The sequence below is a fragment of the Nostoc sp. genome, assembly GCF_036919595.1.
GTDB lineage: Bacteria > Cyanobacteriota > Cyanobacteriia > Cyanobacteriales > Nostocaceae > Nostoc.
The window spans coordinates 1-17,550 of sequence record NZ_JBALCO010000177.1 but is presented as its reverse complement, the minus strand read 5'-3'; the positions used below and the strand labels follow the sequence as shown (position 1 = coordinate 17,550).

Below are 17,550 nucleotides of genomic sequence, written 5' to 3'. Positions count from 1 at the left end.
TTTAGTTTCCCTTTGGGACAAGTCCTTGCTGGGGAAAGAATTTGGGTTCGCGGCGTTTTCTCTAACAATCGGAGGCTCTGATTTAGTTTCCCTTTGGGACAAGTCCTTGCTGGGGAAAGAATTTGGGTTCGCGGCGTTTTCTCTAACAATCGGAGGCTCTGATTTAGTTTCCCTTTCTAAAAATTTATTAGGGATCGGGGAAATTGGCTCAGGGGAATTTCTTACTACTTCGCTAAATGGTGGCGGGGAAGTCTCAAAAGAACTGTTTTTCTCTGGCTCAGTAAACTGCAAAACAGTAGGTGTACCTGCTGTTGCTGGTTTGCGTGAAGTTTCTTCTATAGTTTTTTCTAGTTCTCCATGCAGGCGATTAACAAACTCCGCCAAAATCGTTTCCCCTTGCTGCTGCTGGCTATACATCCGTGACAACTGTTGGGAAAGATTACTTTGATAGTTCTTCAGCTCCTGTTGCAGCGAGTTAAAGGTAACAGTAACGGTGTCATCCAGGTTGTCAAACATGTGTTCAACTTTTTCATTGATTTCACCTACTACAACATTGCTGCTCACTTGGGCGGATTTCAGCGCAGCTTGATCATAAGACTTGCCCTCTATGGTTTGGTTAGCTAAAGTCGCCAGAGAGGATTGCAGTTGTGAAGATATATGCTTTGCCAGAACTTCTGCCAGTTGACGAATTAACACTTGCTGTTCAGTAATTTGGCGCACTTGTTGTAAATGCTCTTTTTCCTCTAGCAAGCTTTGAATGTCATCAGATAACCGATTTTTTTCTGACTGAAGCCGCTTTACGTCTTCTTGCAACACTCTGAGGACATTCTGCTGAAGATTTTCTAAGTCTTCAACTACAGCCCAAAGAGCATTTTCTGCTGCTCTAGATAGCTCGCCTCTGACTCTCGGGTTTTCTGGTTGCTTCTCGAATCGCCCCATTAGCTTTTAACCTCTAACACATTGACGATAAAGCTGCTTCCCGTACAATTTCTTGGCGCTCATCTTAATTTCCTGTATTCTGCCAGATAAATTAAAAATTTTAACAGCACTTCCGCATTTCAACGTAATTCTGTCATACTGAACACAACTTGGCATAGCATCAAATTTGCGATAGTGCTTAATCTACGGTGTTTTCTTCAACATTGACAAAAGTATTTGATCAGTTTAATTTACATCAATTATTCGCCAATGAAATTTTTACTTTGAAAGAAATCTCACTCCAAATAAATATTTATTGTTTTGCTGCCAATAGTAATTATCAAAGACTTGTAGATGCGTGCGCTACCGCCACAAAATTGTCTGACTTGCGAAACTAGCTGTAAATTTGTGTGGAATGTAACTTGTGTGACAGTTTACATCTCTAAATAGAGATTAAAGTATCTTTCTGTGGAAATTCAAAGTTACGCTATCCCCTGCACAACATTCTAATGAATCAGCAGCAATTCTGCAAAAACCCGCTTTTTTAGCGTTATTGCAGTCTATGTTTTGCTGTGAGTAGATGCAGTAGAGGAAAAAGTTAGCAAAATATTAATAATTCTTACAAAAATAAAATCCGAGCGATGCTAAAGATGGCAGCGCACAGGCCAGCACTCACAGGGATTGTAATTATCCATGCGGCGGCAATGCTTTGTAATGTTTTGAACTTAATCGACTTGATGTTTTGCACTAGTCCAATACCAACTACACCGCCGACGAGAGCGTGGGATGTGGAGACTGGTAAACCTAGCCGGGAGGCAATGAGGATGGTGGTAGCAGTAGCAAGTTCGGCACAAAACCCACTACTAGGTTGCAAGGCAATAATATTTTCGCCAATAGTGGCGATGACTTTTTTACCCCAGACAGCTAAACCACCAACAATACCAGCACCACCAAGGATTAAAATCCAAATGGGGATAGTGATACCATTTGTAGGTACGCTACCAGTGCGATTGATGTAGACGATCGCAGCTAAAGGAGCGATCGCATTTCCCACATCATTAGAACCATGAGCAAAAGCTACAAAGCAAGCACTTAGTAGTTGGAATCGTCCGAACAAGCGCTCAACTGGATTTGGGATTTGAGGTTTTGGATTTTGGATTGATGGTAATTCCTGAGTCTGGGGGAGAAATTTTTCCTCCACTTCCCCCAAATCTTCCAATTGTCGCCAACTAATGATTGTGAGTCCAACTGCTGCGATTGCACCCGTTAAGAGTGGGATATCGTAAGCAGGTATTGTAAAACCAGCTTGCTCAATTACAAAATTAGTTAGCGGTTCAGTCAGCGATGGTAATACAATTACGCCGAATACACCTAGCAGTAGAGTACTCAACCAAGGAATCCACTCTTGTAACTGCACTAGTTGATTGGGTTGATCCAAAATCCAGTGCTTGATTTGACTGTAGAATAAAGCGGCGATCGCACCACTAATTAACGGCGTTGAAATCCAGCCAATGGTGATCAAGCCAATTGATGACCAATCAATTGCATTTACTCCCAAAGCTACCCAACTAAATCCGGCGATCGCACCAACAACTGCATGAGAAGAGGATACAGGTAAACCGCGTGATGTAGCAATTTGCAACCACACACCACAAGAAATTAACACCGTTACCATCCCAACAACGAATGTTTGGGGTGTAGCTGCGAATAAAGCGGGATTAGCAATTTTCGTCGCTAGGGTTTGGGTTACCTCATGCCCAAACAATACAGCACCCGTAAACTCTAATACCCCAGCAATTATTAGTGCCTGTTTGAGGGTAACAGCTTTGGAACCTACAGAGGTTCCCATTGCGTTAGCAACATCGTTTGCTCCGAGATTCCAGGCGACGTAGAAAGCTAGTAGGGCTACTACAACTTGGGTAATAAGCATTTTTTTGAGTTTAATAAAAAGACGAGGGAGTAGGAGGAACATGGGGGAGAAAAATTGCTTCCTCATCCCCCTCATCTCCCTTTTACGGATAAATCAATATTTTATAAGTATCCGGTGTGGGTGCGATCGCAACTTCCACAGCTGCTGATAAATCTTTTAATGGATAGCGATCACTAATCAACGCTTGCACGTCAATCCGCTGATTAAATACAATATCAGCTGATAGACTCTGAAGCCGATAAGATGAGCTGTAACTGCCTATCAAGTCAATTTCCCGACGATAGAGGATATTGGGATTAATGGGAATTTCCACCTCATCAGGGAATTCGGCGAAAAACAAGATTTTGCCACCTTTGCGGGTACTATCAAGTGCTTGAAAAAAGGCTTTCTCGCTAGGAACAGCCAGCAGGGCAATATCAACACCTAGTCCACCAGTTAACGCATGTATTTTTGCCGTTAAATCGGGATCGCGAGCATCAAAAGCCGCCTCTGCACCGACATTCAAGGCTTTTTCAATTCTAGAGGGTAATAAATCGGTAGCGATCGCTTTTGCCCCGAAATACTTCACCAACATAATGAACATTAACCCAATTGGCCCAGCACCAGTAACTAATACAGTTTGTCCTGGGGCAATTTGGGCTTTTTTCACAGCTTTCAAGCAGCAGTTAGTAGGTTCTACAAAACTCGCTTCTTCAAAACTGATATTATCCGGGATGGGAATTAGCCCGCCATTTTCTACAATATGTCCGGGAACCTTGACATAATCAGCAAAACCGCCGCCACTAGCGTTAAAGCCTGCGGTAGTAGAAATATTTTTGTAAACATCGCACATGGAGAAATTATCATTTAGGCAGTAGGCGCAACGCATACAGGGGATGTGGTGCATCACCGCTACCCGTTGTCCAACTTGCCAACTTTTTACTTGAGAGCCTAATGCTGCGATCGTGCCGGCAGTTTCATGTCCAAAAATGCGCGGCGGTTCATACAGTGGATAACGAATTTTTTTAATATCTGACTGACACAACCCCACAACCCGCACCTGTACCAGCACTTCGTCTGGTTCTAGGGTTGGAACTGGGATATCTTCGTAAGACAGTTGATTGACGCCTCTAAATACTTGTGCTTTCACGTTGGTTTTTCACTGCTCAACGATACTAGATGTAACATTAGCAGTCAACGTTAGGCTAGCAGTTTTAAGATTTCTGTGTTTTAGTTTGTTCTAGTTCTTCTTCTAGGGTGTGTTACGACTACGCAAGGATTTGGGAATTTGAGAGAGTGAGGATTAGCCGTAACGTGCCACATTTATCAGTGCCTTATAGCAACGCTTAACACACCCTACGACTTAAGGTTTACTTTATAAATCATCTTTTATTATTCTTAATTACTAAAAATTTGATACCGCTTTGTAAATTGTCTTTTAAGCACTTTAAGTTTTCTGAGGACATATGCAGGCAGTAATCCAAACATCAAAGAAATAGGTTTATGCGACGAATATACTTTTATAGTATAGTGTGGGCGTTTAGCCATCTTCCAATTGTCGTACCAAGAAAAATCACTAATTAGATTAATCTCGTCAACTTTATCCTCATAAGCTGACTTAACTACTTGTTCAAAAAGTATAGTGCCAGGAGATAATTTGGAATAACTCTCATCGTAAGCCAGCTTCCAAATAATGGTTGAACGCTTCAACTTAATTGCTAAATTTATCGCAATTGTCTTACCTTCAGCTTCAATTAATTGCCATTCAAGCCAACCAGCTTCTGATAATCGGCGTGTAAGATTCGTGTAAAATGATACATCTATTGATGAATTTGCAATTAAATGTCCTTTAGTTCTTTTCCAACTGGCAGTTTCCACTTCTATTAATTGAGGTAAATGTTTTTCAGTGGCATCGCTTCCTTTAAGGAAAATAGTTTTCACACCTTCTAGTTGATAGAGTTTCTTTCCTGACCTTTTGATAGTACTTTTTAAATTACCACTGAGGTTTTTTAGATATTCATCGAAACAGCCAGTTATTTTTAAGTGAGCTCCCATCATCGAATCAAGTTCTTTAACGAGGATAATATCTGACATCCCTTCTAAAGCAGCAATAGTCGGTGAGTTCTCCGGTAAACGGTTAAATACCATGCCCAAATGATGGGGACAAAATTGTCTCGCAGCATCAATAAGGACTGGAATAACTATATTTTCAAGCCCCAATGCGGCTACAATATCAAGCGAACATGATTGCGAAGCCCTACGTGTAACTAATAACGAAAAATTGAATCCAAAGAACCGTTGTGGAGTTACAATTAGCGGCAAAACACCTACTAGCTCCGAATCGTTATAAGCAAATACACAAAACCATGATTCGTCAACTTCCACATAGTGTTCAAAATATGATGATACCCATGCATAGGATGTCATTGGTAACTGTTGAGTAGATTCAAAAACAATCTGATTCCAACTGTCTGCATGGAGCTTGAGTTCTTCAAGGTTTTCAACAATCTGTATTTTTAATTTTTCCTTAGTTAATAATTTTGATTGTCTTAATACCATAGTTATAAATCTCTAAGGTGTATTATTTGAAGTATGGAGTCTGGGTCAAGATCGTAAAGGTGAGTAAGAAAGGTATCGGGGTGTTGCGCTTCTATTTCCCAACCAGCCAGATCCTTGGCTTGAAAATGCTTGAGATTTGAGGTGACAATTATATCAGCCTTAGCTGTGACAGCAGCAGCCAGAACATGGCGATCGCCAGGGTGATTTGTCATAATTTCAGCTAATGACAGACTACTAGGGTGTGTTACGGCTTTCGGAACGCTGTTAACGCTGTATTATTTTTGAATATTTTCTCAAGATTTTCTCTAAGACGGTAGCAATGACTATTCGCCATGCAACTGAAACTGACTTGCCTGCTATTGTAGCAATTTATAATGCCGCAATTCCTAGCCGCATGGCAACCGCTGATTTAAAGCCAGTATCTGTGGAAAGTCGCCTTCCTTGGTTTAAGGCGCGATCGCCTTCACAACGCCCACTTTGGGTAATCGAAGTAGAGGGAGTAATTGCTGGATGGCTTAGTTTCCAATCCTTTTATGGGCGGCCCGCCTATAGTACGACTGCCGAAATTAGTATTTACATAGCCCCTCACTTTCATCGATGTGGTTTGGGACGACAACTATTAGCACAAGCAATTAGCGAAAGTCCTAGTTTGGGTTTAAAGACTCTAGTATGCTTAATTTTTGCCCACAATCAACCCAGTTTAAAACTTTTTGAAACATTTGGTTTTCAACATTGGGGACATTTACCTAAAATTGCCGAAATTGACAGCGTTGAATGCGACTTAGTGATCATGGGACTCCGAATTATTAAACCTGTTGTTTAATTTGATGGGAATAATATTAACAACGCTGCAACTGTGTTAACAACACAACAATTTCATCAATAGCTTGGCGCACAACTGTTGCAGGTTGCTCTGATTGATTGACGATAATACTAAAAACCAACGGCTCATATTTAGGCGCATTCATATATCCAGATAGAGAAATTACACCCGTTAACGTACCTGTTTTTGCTTGGACAATGCCTTTAGCAGATGTGTTTTCAAAGCGTCCCTTCAAGGTTCCACTTTTACCCGCCACGGGTAAAGATGCGCGATACACATATGCGGCTGGTGTTCTTGCTATTCCTCGCAAAGTTTGCACAAAAGCTTCTGGTGTGACTAAGTTACGACGTGATAAACCCGAACCATCTACTAAAACATAATTTGCTGGGTCAACTCCCAATTTAGTTAAACTTGCTTTGACAACTTCCAAACCTACATCAGCGCTAGTCTGATTTTTCAGTCTGGTTTTTTTTACAGCTAATGCTCTTAGCAGTGCTTCAGCATAAAGATTATTACTATTCTGAAGAGTTTCCATTAATAATTCAGATAAAGGTGGTGACTCTACAAATGCTATTTCTTCTTGATTAACACCACCAGTGACTACTAATGTTTGCCCCAAGGTAATTTTTTGTGTTGCCAAAGCAGTGCGAAAGTGCCGTAAGAAGTAATAATTAGGGTCAACTACAGGTAAATCTATTAAAGACGGTTCAGAATTTGTTGTCAGTTGTCCTTGAATTCGTAATACTGTTCCTGATAATTCGCGGGTAACGTTAACGTAGCTTGGTTGATTTGGGGCAACTGTTACTGACTGATTAATTGTCCGCCACTGCTTCGCCTCGCCAGGATCAGTCCACACGACTTGTAAAGATTTACCTACAGCTTGCGGTACAAGTTTTAAGCTAAAAATATTTTGATTTAAAATAAAGCTGCTGACTGGTGCGCCATAGTCTGATTGTACATCTTCCCATTGCCAGGTGGGATTAACAATATCTCCTTGAATATAACTATCATCAACTGTCAACCGCTGAATTTGAGTAATACCTTTGTGTTTTAGCTGCTGTGCTAATGTTTGCAGTTGAGTATCACTTAAGCTGGGATCTCCCCTACCGACAACACGTAAAACACCATTGCCATTCTGATAAATAGAGGTGCGAATCCGAAAATTAGCGCCCAATTCCTGCAATGCAGCAGCTGTTGTCAGCAATTTGAGGTTAGACGCAGGAGTAAAATATTTCTGAGCATCTCGACTGTAAAGAGTTTGTCCGGTTGACAGGGGTTGTACCAATATTCCCCAACGCCCCCGACTAAATAACGGACGATTGATTACAGCATCTATAGCTGTTCCCAGTTGGGTAGAGCAAATTGATTTTGTAGTAGTTGTTGGTGCAACTGGGGTTTGTGCTTTCGCAACTCTAGAACTAAATCCTATCTGGCTAGTCAAAAATATTAACAAAACACCCAATGGTTGATTTAAAATCTTAAGTCTCACCAATACTCCTTATCCTAAAGATAGATATTTTTATCTTGTCAGCAACTTCTTTCCGGAGAAAGAAGAATTAGCTCAGTAAAGTTACTTAATTAGTATAAGGAAGATGTTCACACGTTTCATACGTGGGCGATCGCACAAACATAGTTTATGGGACTACAAAATAGAAACGTAAGTCAGCCTGAATATACACAAATACGGAATCGAGGCAATGGTGTGAGTACATTTTTATCTGGTGTAGCTGTATTACTCTCTACTTTGGCTTTAGGATGTAGCGGTTATGTAGCTTACGAAGTTTTCACGCTGCGGCAGACACTAAATGCCAATAATACAGTCACTAATACTATTCCCACTCAAGTGCCAAGTCTTACAGCTACAACTTCTCCACAAACAACGGCTTCATCATTGCCAGCCACTACTATAACCTCAGCAATTAGCCCTGGCCAGTTTGTGCAGCCTGCTTTTGGTAAAAAGGCAGAAGTTGAGTTACTTTCAGCAAAGCGAATTAAAGATCCAGAAACTGGAAACCGTGATGTAGTAAATTTGCAAATGCGTATTCGTCGCCTTGCCACAGATGGAGTTGTTGGTAGCGATATTATATCGGTTGCTAGTACAACAGCCCGCAATCCTGACACTAGCGTAACCTACAAAGGAGTTGCTCTTAATCGCTCAACAGGAAGCGTTTCTTTGTTTCAGGTACGTCCACAAGCCTCCGCAGATGCTTATATCTGGCTAAGAGTTCCCGATGGTATCAATCATTTGGACATTTTTGTGCCAGATACAGCCGCATTTAAAAATCTACCAATTTCTAATTAGTAGTCTATTGGATTAATTTTGATAACGTGCAAGATTCCTAACTTCTTTATGAAGTCGGGAATCGGAACAACTTAACTCAAACAAAATTATTCCATACTCTAAATTAGCAACCCCAAATTAACGATGGTAGATGATTGAGGCTGCAATTCAAAAAGGATTACTCCTCTTCTTCCTCTCCAAATACTCCGTCAATAAGTTCTTGTGCGCGTTCGTCTGAAATATTTAAGGCTTCCTGAAGCTCAGAGATATAATCTTGTTCAGCTTCGGGTACTTCTTCATCAATCCCTACCACTAAGATAGCTGTAATGTATGCAGCTTCACGATAAATTTTATTGGGTAAGGATTCGATGGACTGAGCGATTAAATCTTCCGGTTCTTCTTCAATCAAGCTGACGACTTTTTCGTTCAATTCTTCAAAGTCTTCATCGGAGTAATCTTCAAACAAGTCAATTTGACTAAGAAATTCATTCAAAGCATATTCTTCTGTTGAAGAAATACCTTCACCGTCAGCCCCTGGGGAAAACAACCCAAGGATTGCGATCGCAACTTCTGGTTCTAAAGCAACTCAACTAACACTACGGCCTTTAGGCAACTTGCGTTTAGACATAATTCTCCTCTAAAAGTTACGTGACATTTCAGGAAGTAATACGTTGTGGTTTGTAATCCTTCCTCGATTTATGATTCCCAAAAGAATGCGGAAATATACATTGGGATGAATCTTTTTTCATCAAAAATACGTAGGCGAAGATGTTTTTACGTATAAAAACGGTTAAGTTCCCTTGAGCAAACAAGGTTTTTAGTACTTGTGTACGCCACCGCTACTTAAGAGGATGATAGAGTATTCCAAAGCTGGCGGCTCTAATGGAAAAAGAAGTAAACAATTTAGTTCAAAAGTTGCTCCACTTGCAGCGGTTCTTGCCAGTCAACCTGCTCAAGCTGCAATTGCGAATGCCTCAACTAACGGTAAAAGCACCACTCCTTTGCTGCAATAATCCACTTTTTGCATAAATCTAGTGCCGTGTCAAGCCTAAAATGTTGTATTAAGCGTAGGTTGGGTCTCATGCTTTCGACCAAACCTACCTTTAATCCATAGTATTTGAGTAGCGAAGACTTTCATGCACTCATCCTCAAGCAATTTGCTCAAATGCGATCATCTAATATCACGAGTGTAGGGGCACGGCACTGCCGTGCCCTTACGGGTGTACCTCACTCTGGTCTGAATTATCAAAAAGCGTTACAACTTCGTCCCACACTCAGCGCAGAAGTTGTGGGTGGGAGCATTTTTTGCATTGCAGTTGCTACAATAAACTGGCTCTGCTGCTGCTTTCGGCGGTTGCTTCTGCAAGCCAACCATTTGAGCGTTGCTCTTGCCAGGAGCTACCATTGGATAGCAGTTTTCGTCTCTAGTGACGTGGACATTTAAGATTACTGGGCCTTTATGTGCCAGCATTTCGGCGATCGCATTTTTCAATTCACTGCGATCGCTGATTACCATGCCCTTAATCCCATAGGCTTTTGCTAACAACTCTACGTCTGGCATCCCTACCTCCATGTTTGAGCATGAGTAACGCTCACCATAGAAGGCTTGCTGCCACTGGCGCACCATCCCTTGCCAGCCGTTATTGATAATTATTGTCTTGACATTTATTCCATACTGTGCCAGGGTACCAAGTTCCTGCAAACACATTTGGAAACTGGCATCACCGCTAATACAGATGACTTCTTCATCAGGAAACGCCACTTTAGCGCCCATTGCCGCAGGTAAGCCAAAACCCATCGTTCCCAAACCAGCACTAGAAATCCAGCGCCTTGGGCCATTCTTCAGGAATTGTGCTGCCCACATTTGATGCTGTCCTACATCTGTGGTGTAGAAAGCCTGGGGTGCTTGGCTACTTACTTCTACGATCACTTCTTGGGGGGAAATGCTATCGGCATGGTGCGGCACTATTAGAGGATACTCTTCGCGCCAGCGATTAACTAAATTTAGCCATTCTTGGTTTTGATTAGGTGTAGCCTTGACGCCTGCTTCTTGGCATCGACGCAATAAGTCTACCAACACATTCCGCACATCGCCGACGATGGGCACTTCAGGAACGCGGTTTTTGCCGACTTCTGCTGGATCGATGTCGATGTGAATTACTTTAGCGCGGGAGGCGAATTCGTCTAACTTGCCTGTAACGCGATCGTCAAATCTAGCACCGACGCAAATCAGCAAGTCACAATCACTAACGGCGAAGTTAGCGTAAGCGGTGCCATGCATCCCTAACATTCCCAAAGCTAAGGGATGATGTTCGTCAAAAGCACCGATCCCCATTAAGGTTGTGGTGACAGGGATGTTGAATAATTCAGCTAGTTCTTTTACTTCTTCATGGGCACCAGCTGCGATCGCACCACCACCGACATACAATAGCGGACGGCGACTTTCTGTAATCAACTGGATCGCGGCATTAATTTGCCGGGGATTTCCCTTCACCGTGGGACGATAACCGCGTAACTTCACTGAACCTGGTTTTACAGGTATGTAGTCAAATTCTTCTAAAGCTACATCTTTGGGGACATCAATCAAAACTGGTCCCGGACGCCCAGTGCTAGCGATGTGGAACGCTTCGGCGACAATTCGCGCCATATCTTTGGGGTCACGCACTACATAGGAGTGCTTCACGATTGGTAGCGTAATCCCGTAAATATCAGTTTCCTGAAAGGCATCTGTACCAATCGATGGACGTGCTACCTGTCCTGTAACCACAACCATCGGGATTGAATCCATGTAGGCTGTGGCGATGCCTGTCACCAAGTTAGTTGCTCCTGGTCCAGAAGTGCCAAAGCATACTCCTACTTTTCCTGTGGCACGGGCGTAACCATCAGCGGCGTGGGCTGCACCTTGTTCGTGTCTCACGAGAATGTGCTTCATAGCACCAGTTGCTTCCACTTTATACAGGTCGTCGTAAATTGGTAGAATTGCCCCACCCGGATAACCAAAAATATAATCAACGCCGTGGCGCTGAAGGCTGTCAAGCAGAGCAAAACCGCCAGATGCACGTTTGGGCATGACTGGTGGGCTAGAAGTACGAGACTGTTTGTGATTCTCAGTTTGTGGCAGACTAATTTGGGAAAGCGATCGCACGGCCAAACCTCAGACTATAGCTAAAATAAATGCTGAATTCTGTAGTTAAGATTTCATTTTAATTGAAAACGTTCAATCAAATTCTCAGAATCTTATATATTAAATATAAAGTTAGACTATTAGCCTACATTAATTAAATTACGTCTTGCAAGACTGTGCGAGTATTTTTCCAAGCCCAAACACCGACAACTACGACAACAATACTCATTCCTACAAGCACAAATCGCAAGCCCAAAGCATCAGTTAATGGTCCAGTAATCGCCAGAGGTAACGCCAGGGCGATATTGACAGCATGATTTTGAAAGCCAAATACTTTACCGTGCATGGTAGATGGTGTTTGCTGTTGAATTAAAGTTTGCATGGGTACACCAATTAAGGCAGCACCTACACCCAAAAATGCACAGAGTCCTAACGCCAGCAATAAGTTGTGCGTAAAAGTGAACACCCCTAAAACGAGTGCAATCATCAAAAATCCCGTTAAAGGTAGGGGCTTGTGACGCAATTTATCACCCCAGTTTCCTAAAATCGCTGCACCAAATACCATACCTACCCCTGCTGCTGCCAAGAAAAAGCCAAACTGTTTTTCTTTGAGACCAAACTCCTCAGCTAATCGAATCGTCAGCACTGTTAAGGCTGCAAACACACAATATAAAGTTGTCAGTTGCAGCATGGCGTTCAAGATCAAAGGGTTTTTCTTGAGATAGCGCAGGCTCTCGGTGAATTCAGCCCAAGGGTTATTTGATGCCCGATGCTCAGTCGGTCGTTTGGGTTCTTTAAACCTAACTGGTTGGATAATAGCACCCGATAATATGTATAATCCACCAACCACGAGCTCTTGACCGTATTCTTCTCCCATCAAGCTTTTCGCCAAACTCAAAATCGGCTCTCCAATAGCAAAGCCAACAATTAAAGCTCCCATCATCGTGCTGCTAAACAGTGCATTGGCTGCCAACAAATTCTCTCGCTTCACCAATAAGGGAATGGCTGCTTGTTCAGCTGGTGCAAAAAACTGCGTCACCGTGGAAATGGCAAAAGTCAGGATTAACAGAATCAGGAACTCTCGTGGTAACAAAGGAAGACACAGCGTTAATATTCCCCGCACGACATCTGAGCCGACCAGAATCAGCTTTTTTGGTAAGCGGTCAACAAAGATACCACCAGCAGAACCGAACAAGATTGCTGGTATTGTAAACGACAGCATCAAGGTTGAATACATAGAGTTTCGTGCCAACCCACGAAGCGGTGGGTAGTTCTCCAGCAGAGCAATCAGCAAAACGAAGAAGACCTTATCTGCTAACTGGGACATCAGTTGCCCAATCCACAGGAGCATAAAACCACGGTTTTTTAGCAGTGCGCTAAACCCGTTATTAACAGTAGTTGGTTCAGTTGGAAACATTTAGATATTTTGGGTAGATGGGGGGTGGGGAGTGGGGAGTTGGGGAACTAATGACAAATGACTCACTCCTCACTCTTAACTCCTGTTTACTTACTCCATTGTCCGGATTAATTTGCTTCATAGCGCTTTAACAGCATAAGCAAAAACTCAGATGCTGTGAGATGACCTTTGGGTGGAAAAATCCCAATGGATGAATCTACCCACCAGCCTTGTACAGTTTGGGGCGATTTCCACATGGACAAATGATCAACTGCTGGCTGTGCATAAAAGTTATTTTGCCCACTACCTAGCAAACAGGAACTCCAATGGGTGAAATAATCATGGCTCATCCGATGAATAGGGAAATTACCCTGTAGTGGTACTCCCCATCCATCTATAGCAATAAACGCTTTCACACGACCACCCAAGAGTTGCCACAAACACGCTGCCCCTATTGCCCCAACTACGCCAGCACTAAAGCTAATGAATATAATTGGCGATTTTAGCTGATCGCCCAAGCGATCGCGCAAAAACTGTAAGATATGAAATGATGATATAACCAAAACATCTTTACCCGGATAAATCAGTATATTTGCGGCATTATAAGCGATCGCGCCATTAGAAACCATATCTAATAATCCAACTTTAAAGCTTTCAGTTAAGTTTGACTCATGAATTCCAGGGCAAATAATTATACTCATCTGTCTATTCTGAAAATTGCGGATGTATATCGTACTAGCAGCTTTTCATATTAATAACTTAAATCTGCTGTGGCGGTCTATTAGCTTAGGGCACAACCTCTCCAGTTGAGAATACAAGAAAAAAATGTATTTTTTACAAATAATTTAGGATTGCTATATTACCTTATTTTTATTGAGTAAATTCTAGCTAATCCATATATTTTTCCGAAATAATCCTATTTTAAAACTTACTTTTACACAAAGCTGCACCAAATTAATTTCACAGAGAATGCAGCTTTTCGGTATTTTAACCGCTTTCACTATTCCAGCAATATATGCAGATGGCGTATTGATTTAATTTTCCATACCCAATACCTAATGCCCCACGTAAATCTTGTATATCTTTTGATGTATTATTTTGATTTCCCACCTATCCTATCCCCCTGGATGGGATAATAAGTTATAAGTAGGGAAAATGTGCAAACTATTCCCTAACTCAGAATTTCTCTGCACTCTGGTTATATTGAGGAACTAATTGTGGTTGCCACGCCGGAAAAAGTACAACACACCCACGAGCATCTATCAGGTAAAGACCGTGTAGCCATACTGCTTATGGGCTACGGCGAAGTCGAAAGCTACGAAGATTTCGCCAACTATAACGAACAGGCTTTAAATCTACTGACAGCAAAATTTGCACCAGTGCCAACCTGGATTTATCCCCCCCTGGCAAAACTTTTGGCGCTATTTGACCGCCATGAGTGGGGACACACACACCACGATTTTATCTCCCCACATAATGCCATCTTTGAACAGCAACGGGCTGGGATTGAAAATCAATTACAAGAAAAATGGGGTGATAAGGTTCAAGTTTTCAAGGCTTTCAACTTCTGTGCCCCTTTTCTACCTAATCAAGTTCTAGCAGAAATCAAAAACCAAGGCTTTGAGAAGCTACTAATTTACCCTTTGCTGGTTGTTGATTCTATCTTTACCAGTGGCATTGCGATCGAGCAAGTTAACAACGCTCTCGTTGAGTTGACTGATGGTGAAGAACACTGGGTTAAAGCACAGCGCTACATTCCTTCTTTCTTCAATGAACCAGCTTATATCGATTTGATGGCTCATCTGGTTGAGGAGAAAATTGCTGAGTTAGCCGCAGCTTATCTACCTTCTCAAATCGGCATTGTGTTAATGAATCACGGTTGTCCGCACAAAGCCAAAGGCTTTACTTCTGGGATTATCGAAAGTCAAGCGCTGTACGATTTGGTTCGGGATAAGTTAATTAACTGCTATCCCTTAATCTCAGTGGGTTGGCTTAATCATGACACGCCTCTAATTGATTGGACACAGCCAAACGCCCAACAAGCAGCAAATAACCTAATTCAATTAGGTGCAAAAGTGGTGATTTTTATGCCAATTGGCTTTGCCACAGAAAACCACGAAACTTTATTGGATGTACACCATATCATCCATGCTTTGGAAAAACAGCATCCTGGTACGAACTACGTGCAAATGGCTTGCGTCAACGACCATCCAGAATTTTTGGCTATGGCGGGCCAATGGGCTGATGCTCATATTGCAGACCTGTTGTCACAAAGTTTGGCAGTTAATCCCCAACTAGCTGGGGATCAGCATCATCACCATCATCATCATTAAGTAAAGTTTGAGTTTAGGAGGGTGGGCATAGCTTTGCCTACCCTAAATTTTGTAGTGTACTCAGTTAACACTCTTACGCTTCAAAGCGTGGAGTTTTTTGATTGAAACTAAGGCATCATGTAAAAATAAGTTGTACAAAATTTATTTGGAATAGCTTGCTAAATCTAGCTTCTACATAAAATTTGTTCAGGTTATTTTTACACAAATTCTAAGCTTTCTCTGTGCCTGTTACTTAAGCTTGAATTTATTTATGCCGCACGGTACTAATATACAATTATTTTTTTAATCTATTTTCTAAGCAAAATTACGATACTACTTACGCATATTCACTCAAATTGCAAGCTCTTGACCATAGCAGGAGCAGAATTTTTAAGTAACATTACATATTGAAAACTGAGACGCAATTTTAACTTTTTATTGCTCAGAGCGACGAGCTTTGCAAAATATTTGGCTGGAAGTTTTGAAAAAGCAAGACTTGACCGATTATCTCCGTGTAGGCGAACAATTAAAAAGTAATCGTTGAATTTGAATCAAAAAGAAAATACTTCAGCATTTTTAATTGTAAACTCATCATAATCATTGTAATTGCCCTGTAGTTATACCGGTTACAATGTGATGGAAAATCCATATCTTTAAAGCATGTTTGAAAAAACATAAAGTTTACTAAATGCTTATCTGCATTAATACTGTCGTGTCTGACTGTGAGGGGATTCTATATTTCTCCGAGGGAGTCAAGCATACGATTATCTTAAGCTGTTTCGGAAAAAGTGAGACATACCTTTATTTTGGGCGAAGGTATTGTTAAAAAGATACTTTTTCAAACTTTTTTTAGGTAGATATTTGCAGGATAGACGTGAGGTAATTAGTTATAGAACTTACGCACTGTACAAATTGATTATTATATGCGTTACAAAAATATTTAGTTTCAGACTTTTCTCAATCATTCTTTGAGCAGTAACGTGGGTATCGCTGAAAAAGCGTCGAAAAATCAAGCTTAAATACCTGAAACCCATCCTGCATGTTTGGTCATTTCTGTCAGTGTATAAGTCTGATAACGAAAGTAAAAAGCTGCAATATTTATCACTCAATATGAGTGAACTAACACCATGAAAAACCACATTCAATCTCGGTCTAGCGTTACAACTTTAGAAAAATTTTCAGATCAGAGTGGCTATCTTTTGAGGCAGCCTCAAAATTCAGTTTCGATGCTGGTAGTTATAGACCCCAGAGTTGAAGACTATCCGATGCTAGCAGCAGGAGTTGATGAAGGGGCAAATGTTTTAATTCTTGACCTTCATCGCGATGGTGTTGAGCAAATTACAGAGATGCTTGTCGATCATCCTGCTTCGGCGCTGCATATCGTCTGCCACGGTTCACCAGGCTGTTTAGCTCTAGGTAACACTTACCTTAATCTACAAACCTTAAACTACTATTCAAGGGAACTGCAAGCTTGGTCAGCTTTTCTTGCCTCTGCCCCTGTATTTCTTTACGGTTGTAACGTTGCAGCAGGAGAAGTTGGGGAAGCCTTCTTAGCACGACTTCACCACCTAACCAGAGCAAACATTGCAGCTTCTGCCAACTCAACTGGCAGTGCTAAAAAGGGAGGAGACTGGGAACTGGAAGTTACCCTTGGCGACATTGAGGGTCCCTTAGCGTTTTCGGAAGCTGTCAGGGAAGCTTACACTTCGGTACTATCACTCCCCCTCCCAATGCTAAGTCTGACTTTACCCAATCAGCCACTAACAGAAGGGGATAATACTCCACAGACCTTAGCAGTAGGTATTAATTTAGGTGTTGACAGTCTCGGTGCCCCTATCCCCACCCTAGCCGATGCAACAATTACTCTCACACCCAACGCCCAGCTGAACTTAGGGAATGGGCCAGGCAAGCCCGTTAACGTCACTATTGCTGCTGGTAGCACGGCTGCAAACATTCAAAAGGTCCCTGTCCTCGCCATCAATGATGGTATCACTGAGGGCAGTCACACTGGTACGATTAGTGCCACGATTTCAAGCACTAACCCCATTCTCAACGCCCTGCCTTCTGCCAGTGTTACTGCCAATATCAATGATCCAGTATCCCTCCCAGTGCTAAGTCTGACTTTACCCAATAAGCCACTAACAGAAGGGGATAATACTCCACAGACCTTAGCAGTAGGTATTAATTTAGGTGTTGACAGTCTCGGTGCCCCTATCCCCACCCTAGCC

At 41.9% G+C, this 17,550-nt stretch carries 14 protein-coding genes and 1 pseudogene; 5 read left to right on the top strand and 10 right to left on the bottom strand.

Annotated elements, in window-relative coordinates; genetic code table 11:
* The 5 genes and pseudogenes from V7K21_RS27570 to V7K21_RS27550 all read right to left on the bottom strand — a co-directional run.
* A pseudogene (locus V7K21_RS27570) lies at positions 1–939 on the bottom strand (hypothetical protein); the annotation flags it as partial.
* Between the two features lie 598 nt (positions 940–1,537).
* Positions 1,538–2,848: an inorganic phosphate transporter gene (locus tag V7K21_RS27565; RefSeq protein WP_335178862.1), complete on the bottom strand. Its 1,311-nt coding sequence runs from the start codon at positions 2,846–2,848 to the stop codon at positions 1,538–1,540.
* 82 nt (positions 2,849–2,930) lie between these two features.
* A complete protein-coding gene (locus tag V7K21_RS27560) occupies positions 2,931–3,977 on the bottom strand; it encodes a zinc-dependent dehydrogenase (RefSeq protein WP_335178860.1) in 1,047 nt (348 codons plus the stop codon).
* 248 nt (positions 3,978–4,225) lie between these two features.
* Positions 4,226–5,386 carry a GNAT family N-acetyltransferase gene (locus tag V7K21_RS27555; protein ID WP_335178858.1) on the bottom strand — a complete coding sequence of 387 codons (1,161 nt, stop codon included), beginning with the start codon at positions 5,384–5,386 and terminating at the stop codon, positions 4,226–4,228.
* 2 nt (positions 5,387–5,388) lie between these two features.
* Entirely contained in the window at positions 5,389–5,598 is a 210-nt protein-coding gene (locus V7K21_RS27550; protein WP_335178856.1) for a hypothetical protein, read from the bottom strand.
* 107 nt (positions 5,599–5,705) lie between these two features.
* Between V7K21_RS27550 and V7K21_RS27545 the strand changes: the two genes are divergently transcribed.
* On the top strand, positions 5,706–6,209 hold the full coding sequence (locus V7K21_RS27545) for a GNAT family N-acetyltransferase (RefSeq protein ID WP_335178855.1): 504 nt from the start codon (positions 5,706–5,708) through the stop codon (positions 6,207–6,209).
* Positions 6,210–6,225: 16 nt separating this feature from the next.
* Here V7K21_RS27545 and dacB read toward each other — a convergent pair whose 3' ends face one another.
* Entirely contained in the window at positions 6,226–7,671 is a 1,446-nt protein-coding gene (gene dacB / locus V7K21_RS27540) for a D-alanyl-D-alanine carboxypeptidase/D-alanyl-D-alanine endopeptidase (RefSeq protein WP_442948932.1), read from the bottom strand.
* 240 nt (positions 7,672–7,911) lie between these two features.
* Between dacB and V7K21_RS27535 the strand changes: the two genes are divergently transcribed.
* Positions 7,912–8,511 carry a hypothetical protein gene (locus V7K21_RS27535; RefSeq protein WP_335178864.1) on the top strand — a complete coding sequence of 200 codons (600 nt, stop codon included), beginning with the start codon at positions 7,912–7,914 and terminating at the stop codon, positions 8,509–8,511.
* A 157-nt stretch (positions 8,512–8,668) separates the two neighbouring features.
* Here the strand turns inward: V7K21_RS27535 and V7K21_RS27530 are convergent, their stop codons facing one another.
* Complete coding sequence (locus V7K21_RS27530) at positions 8,669–9,037, bottom strand: tellurite resistance TerB family protein (RefSeq protein WP_335178851.1); 369 nt, start codon at positions 9,035–9,037, stop codon at positions 8,669–8,671.
* Between the two features lie 304 nt (positions 9,038–9,341).
* Between V7K21_RS27530 and V7K21_RS27525 the strand changes: the two genes are divergently transcribed.
* On the top strand, positions 9,342–9,503 hold the full coding sequence (locus tag V7K21_RS27525; protein WP_335178849.1) for a hypothetical protein: 162 nt from the start codon (positions 9,342–9,344) through the stop codon (positions 9,501–9,503).
* Positions 9,504–9,745: 242 nt separating this feature from the next.
* On the opposite strand, the gene ilvB is transcribed toward V7K21_RS27525, so the two are convergent.
* The 3 genes from ilvB to V7K21_RS27510 form a co-directional block, all read right to left on the bottom strand.
* Positions 9,746–11,635, bottom strand: a complete 1,890-nt coding sequence (ilvB, locus tag V7K21_RS27520; protein ID WP_335178847.1) for a biosynthetic-type acetolactate synthase large subunit — start codon at positions 11,633–11,635, stop codon at positions 9,746–9,748.
* A 133-nt stretch (positions 11,636–11,768) separates the two neighbouring features.
* Positions 11,769–13,031 (bottom strand): MFS transporter, encoded by a 1,263-nt coding sequence (locus V7K21_RS27515; protein WP_335178845.1) that lies wholly within the window; start codon positions 13,029–13,031, stop codon positions 11,769–11,771.
* Between the two features lie 107 nt (positions 13,032–13,138).
* Positions 13,139–13,711, bottom strand: a complete 573-nt coding sequence (locus tag V7K21_RS27510) for a hypothetical protein (RefSeq protein WP_335178843.1) — start codon at positions 13,709–13,711, stop codon at positions 13,139–13,141.
* A 516-nt stretch (positions 13,712–14,227) separates the two neighbouring features.
* On the opposite strand from V7K21_RS27510, the gene V7K21_RS27505 reads away from it, so the two are divergent.
* Both V7K21_RS27505 and V7K21_RS27500 read left to right on the top strand, forming a co-directional pair.
* A complete protein-coding gene (locus V7K21_RS27505; RefSeq protein ID WP_335178841.1) occupies positions 14,228–15,343 on the top strand; it encodes a ferrochelatase in 1,116 nt (371 codons plus the stop codon).
* Positions 15,344–16,449: 1,106 nt separating this feature from the next.
* Positions 16,450–17,550 (top strand): DUF4347 domain-containing protein (locus tag V7K21_RS27500; RefSeq protein WP_335178839.1); only part of this gene is annotated, 1,101 nt, incomplete at its 3' end.

Excerpts from the sequence above, each read along its gene's own strand:
- V7K21_RS27525 (WP_335178849.1), top strand. The coding sequence starts at position 9,342 with ATGATAGAGTATTCCAAAGCTGGCGGCTCTAATGGAAAAAGAAGTAAA.
- V7K21_RS27550 (WP_335178856.1), bottom strand. The coding sequence starts at position 5,598 with ATGACAAATCACCCTGGCGATCGCCATGTTCTGGCTGCTGCTGTCACA.
- V7K21_RS27555 (WP_335178858.1), bottom strand. The coding sequence starts at position 5,386 with ATGGTATTAAGACAATCAAAATTATTAACTAAGGAAAAATTAAAAATA.
- V7K21_RS27565 (WP_335178862.1), bottom strand. The coding sequence starts at position 2,848 with ATGCTTATTACCCAAGTTGTAGTAGCCCTACTAGCTTTCTACGTCGCC.
- V7K21_RS27545 (WP_335178855.1), top strand. The coding sequence starts at position 5,706 with ATGACTATTCGCCATGCAACTGAAACTGACTTGCCTGCTATTGTAGCA.
- V7K21_RS27515 (WP_335178845.1), bottom strand. The coding sequence starts at position 13,031 with ATGTTTCCAACTGAACCAACTACTGTTAATAACGGGTTTAGCGCACTG.
- V7K21_RS27510 (WP_335178843.1), bottom strand. The coding sequence starts at position 13,711 with ATGAGTATAATTATTTGCCCTGGAATTCATGAGTCAAACTTAACTGAA.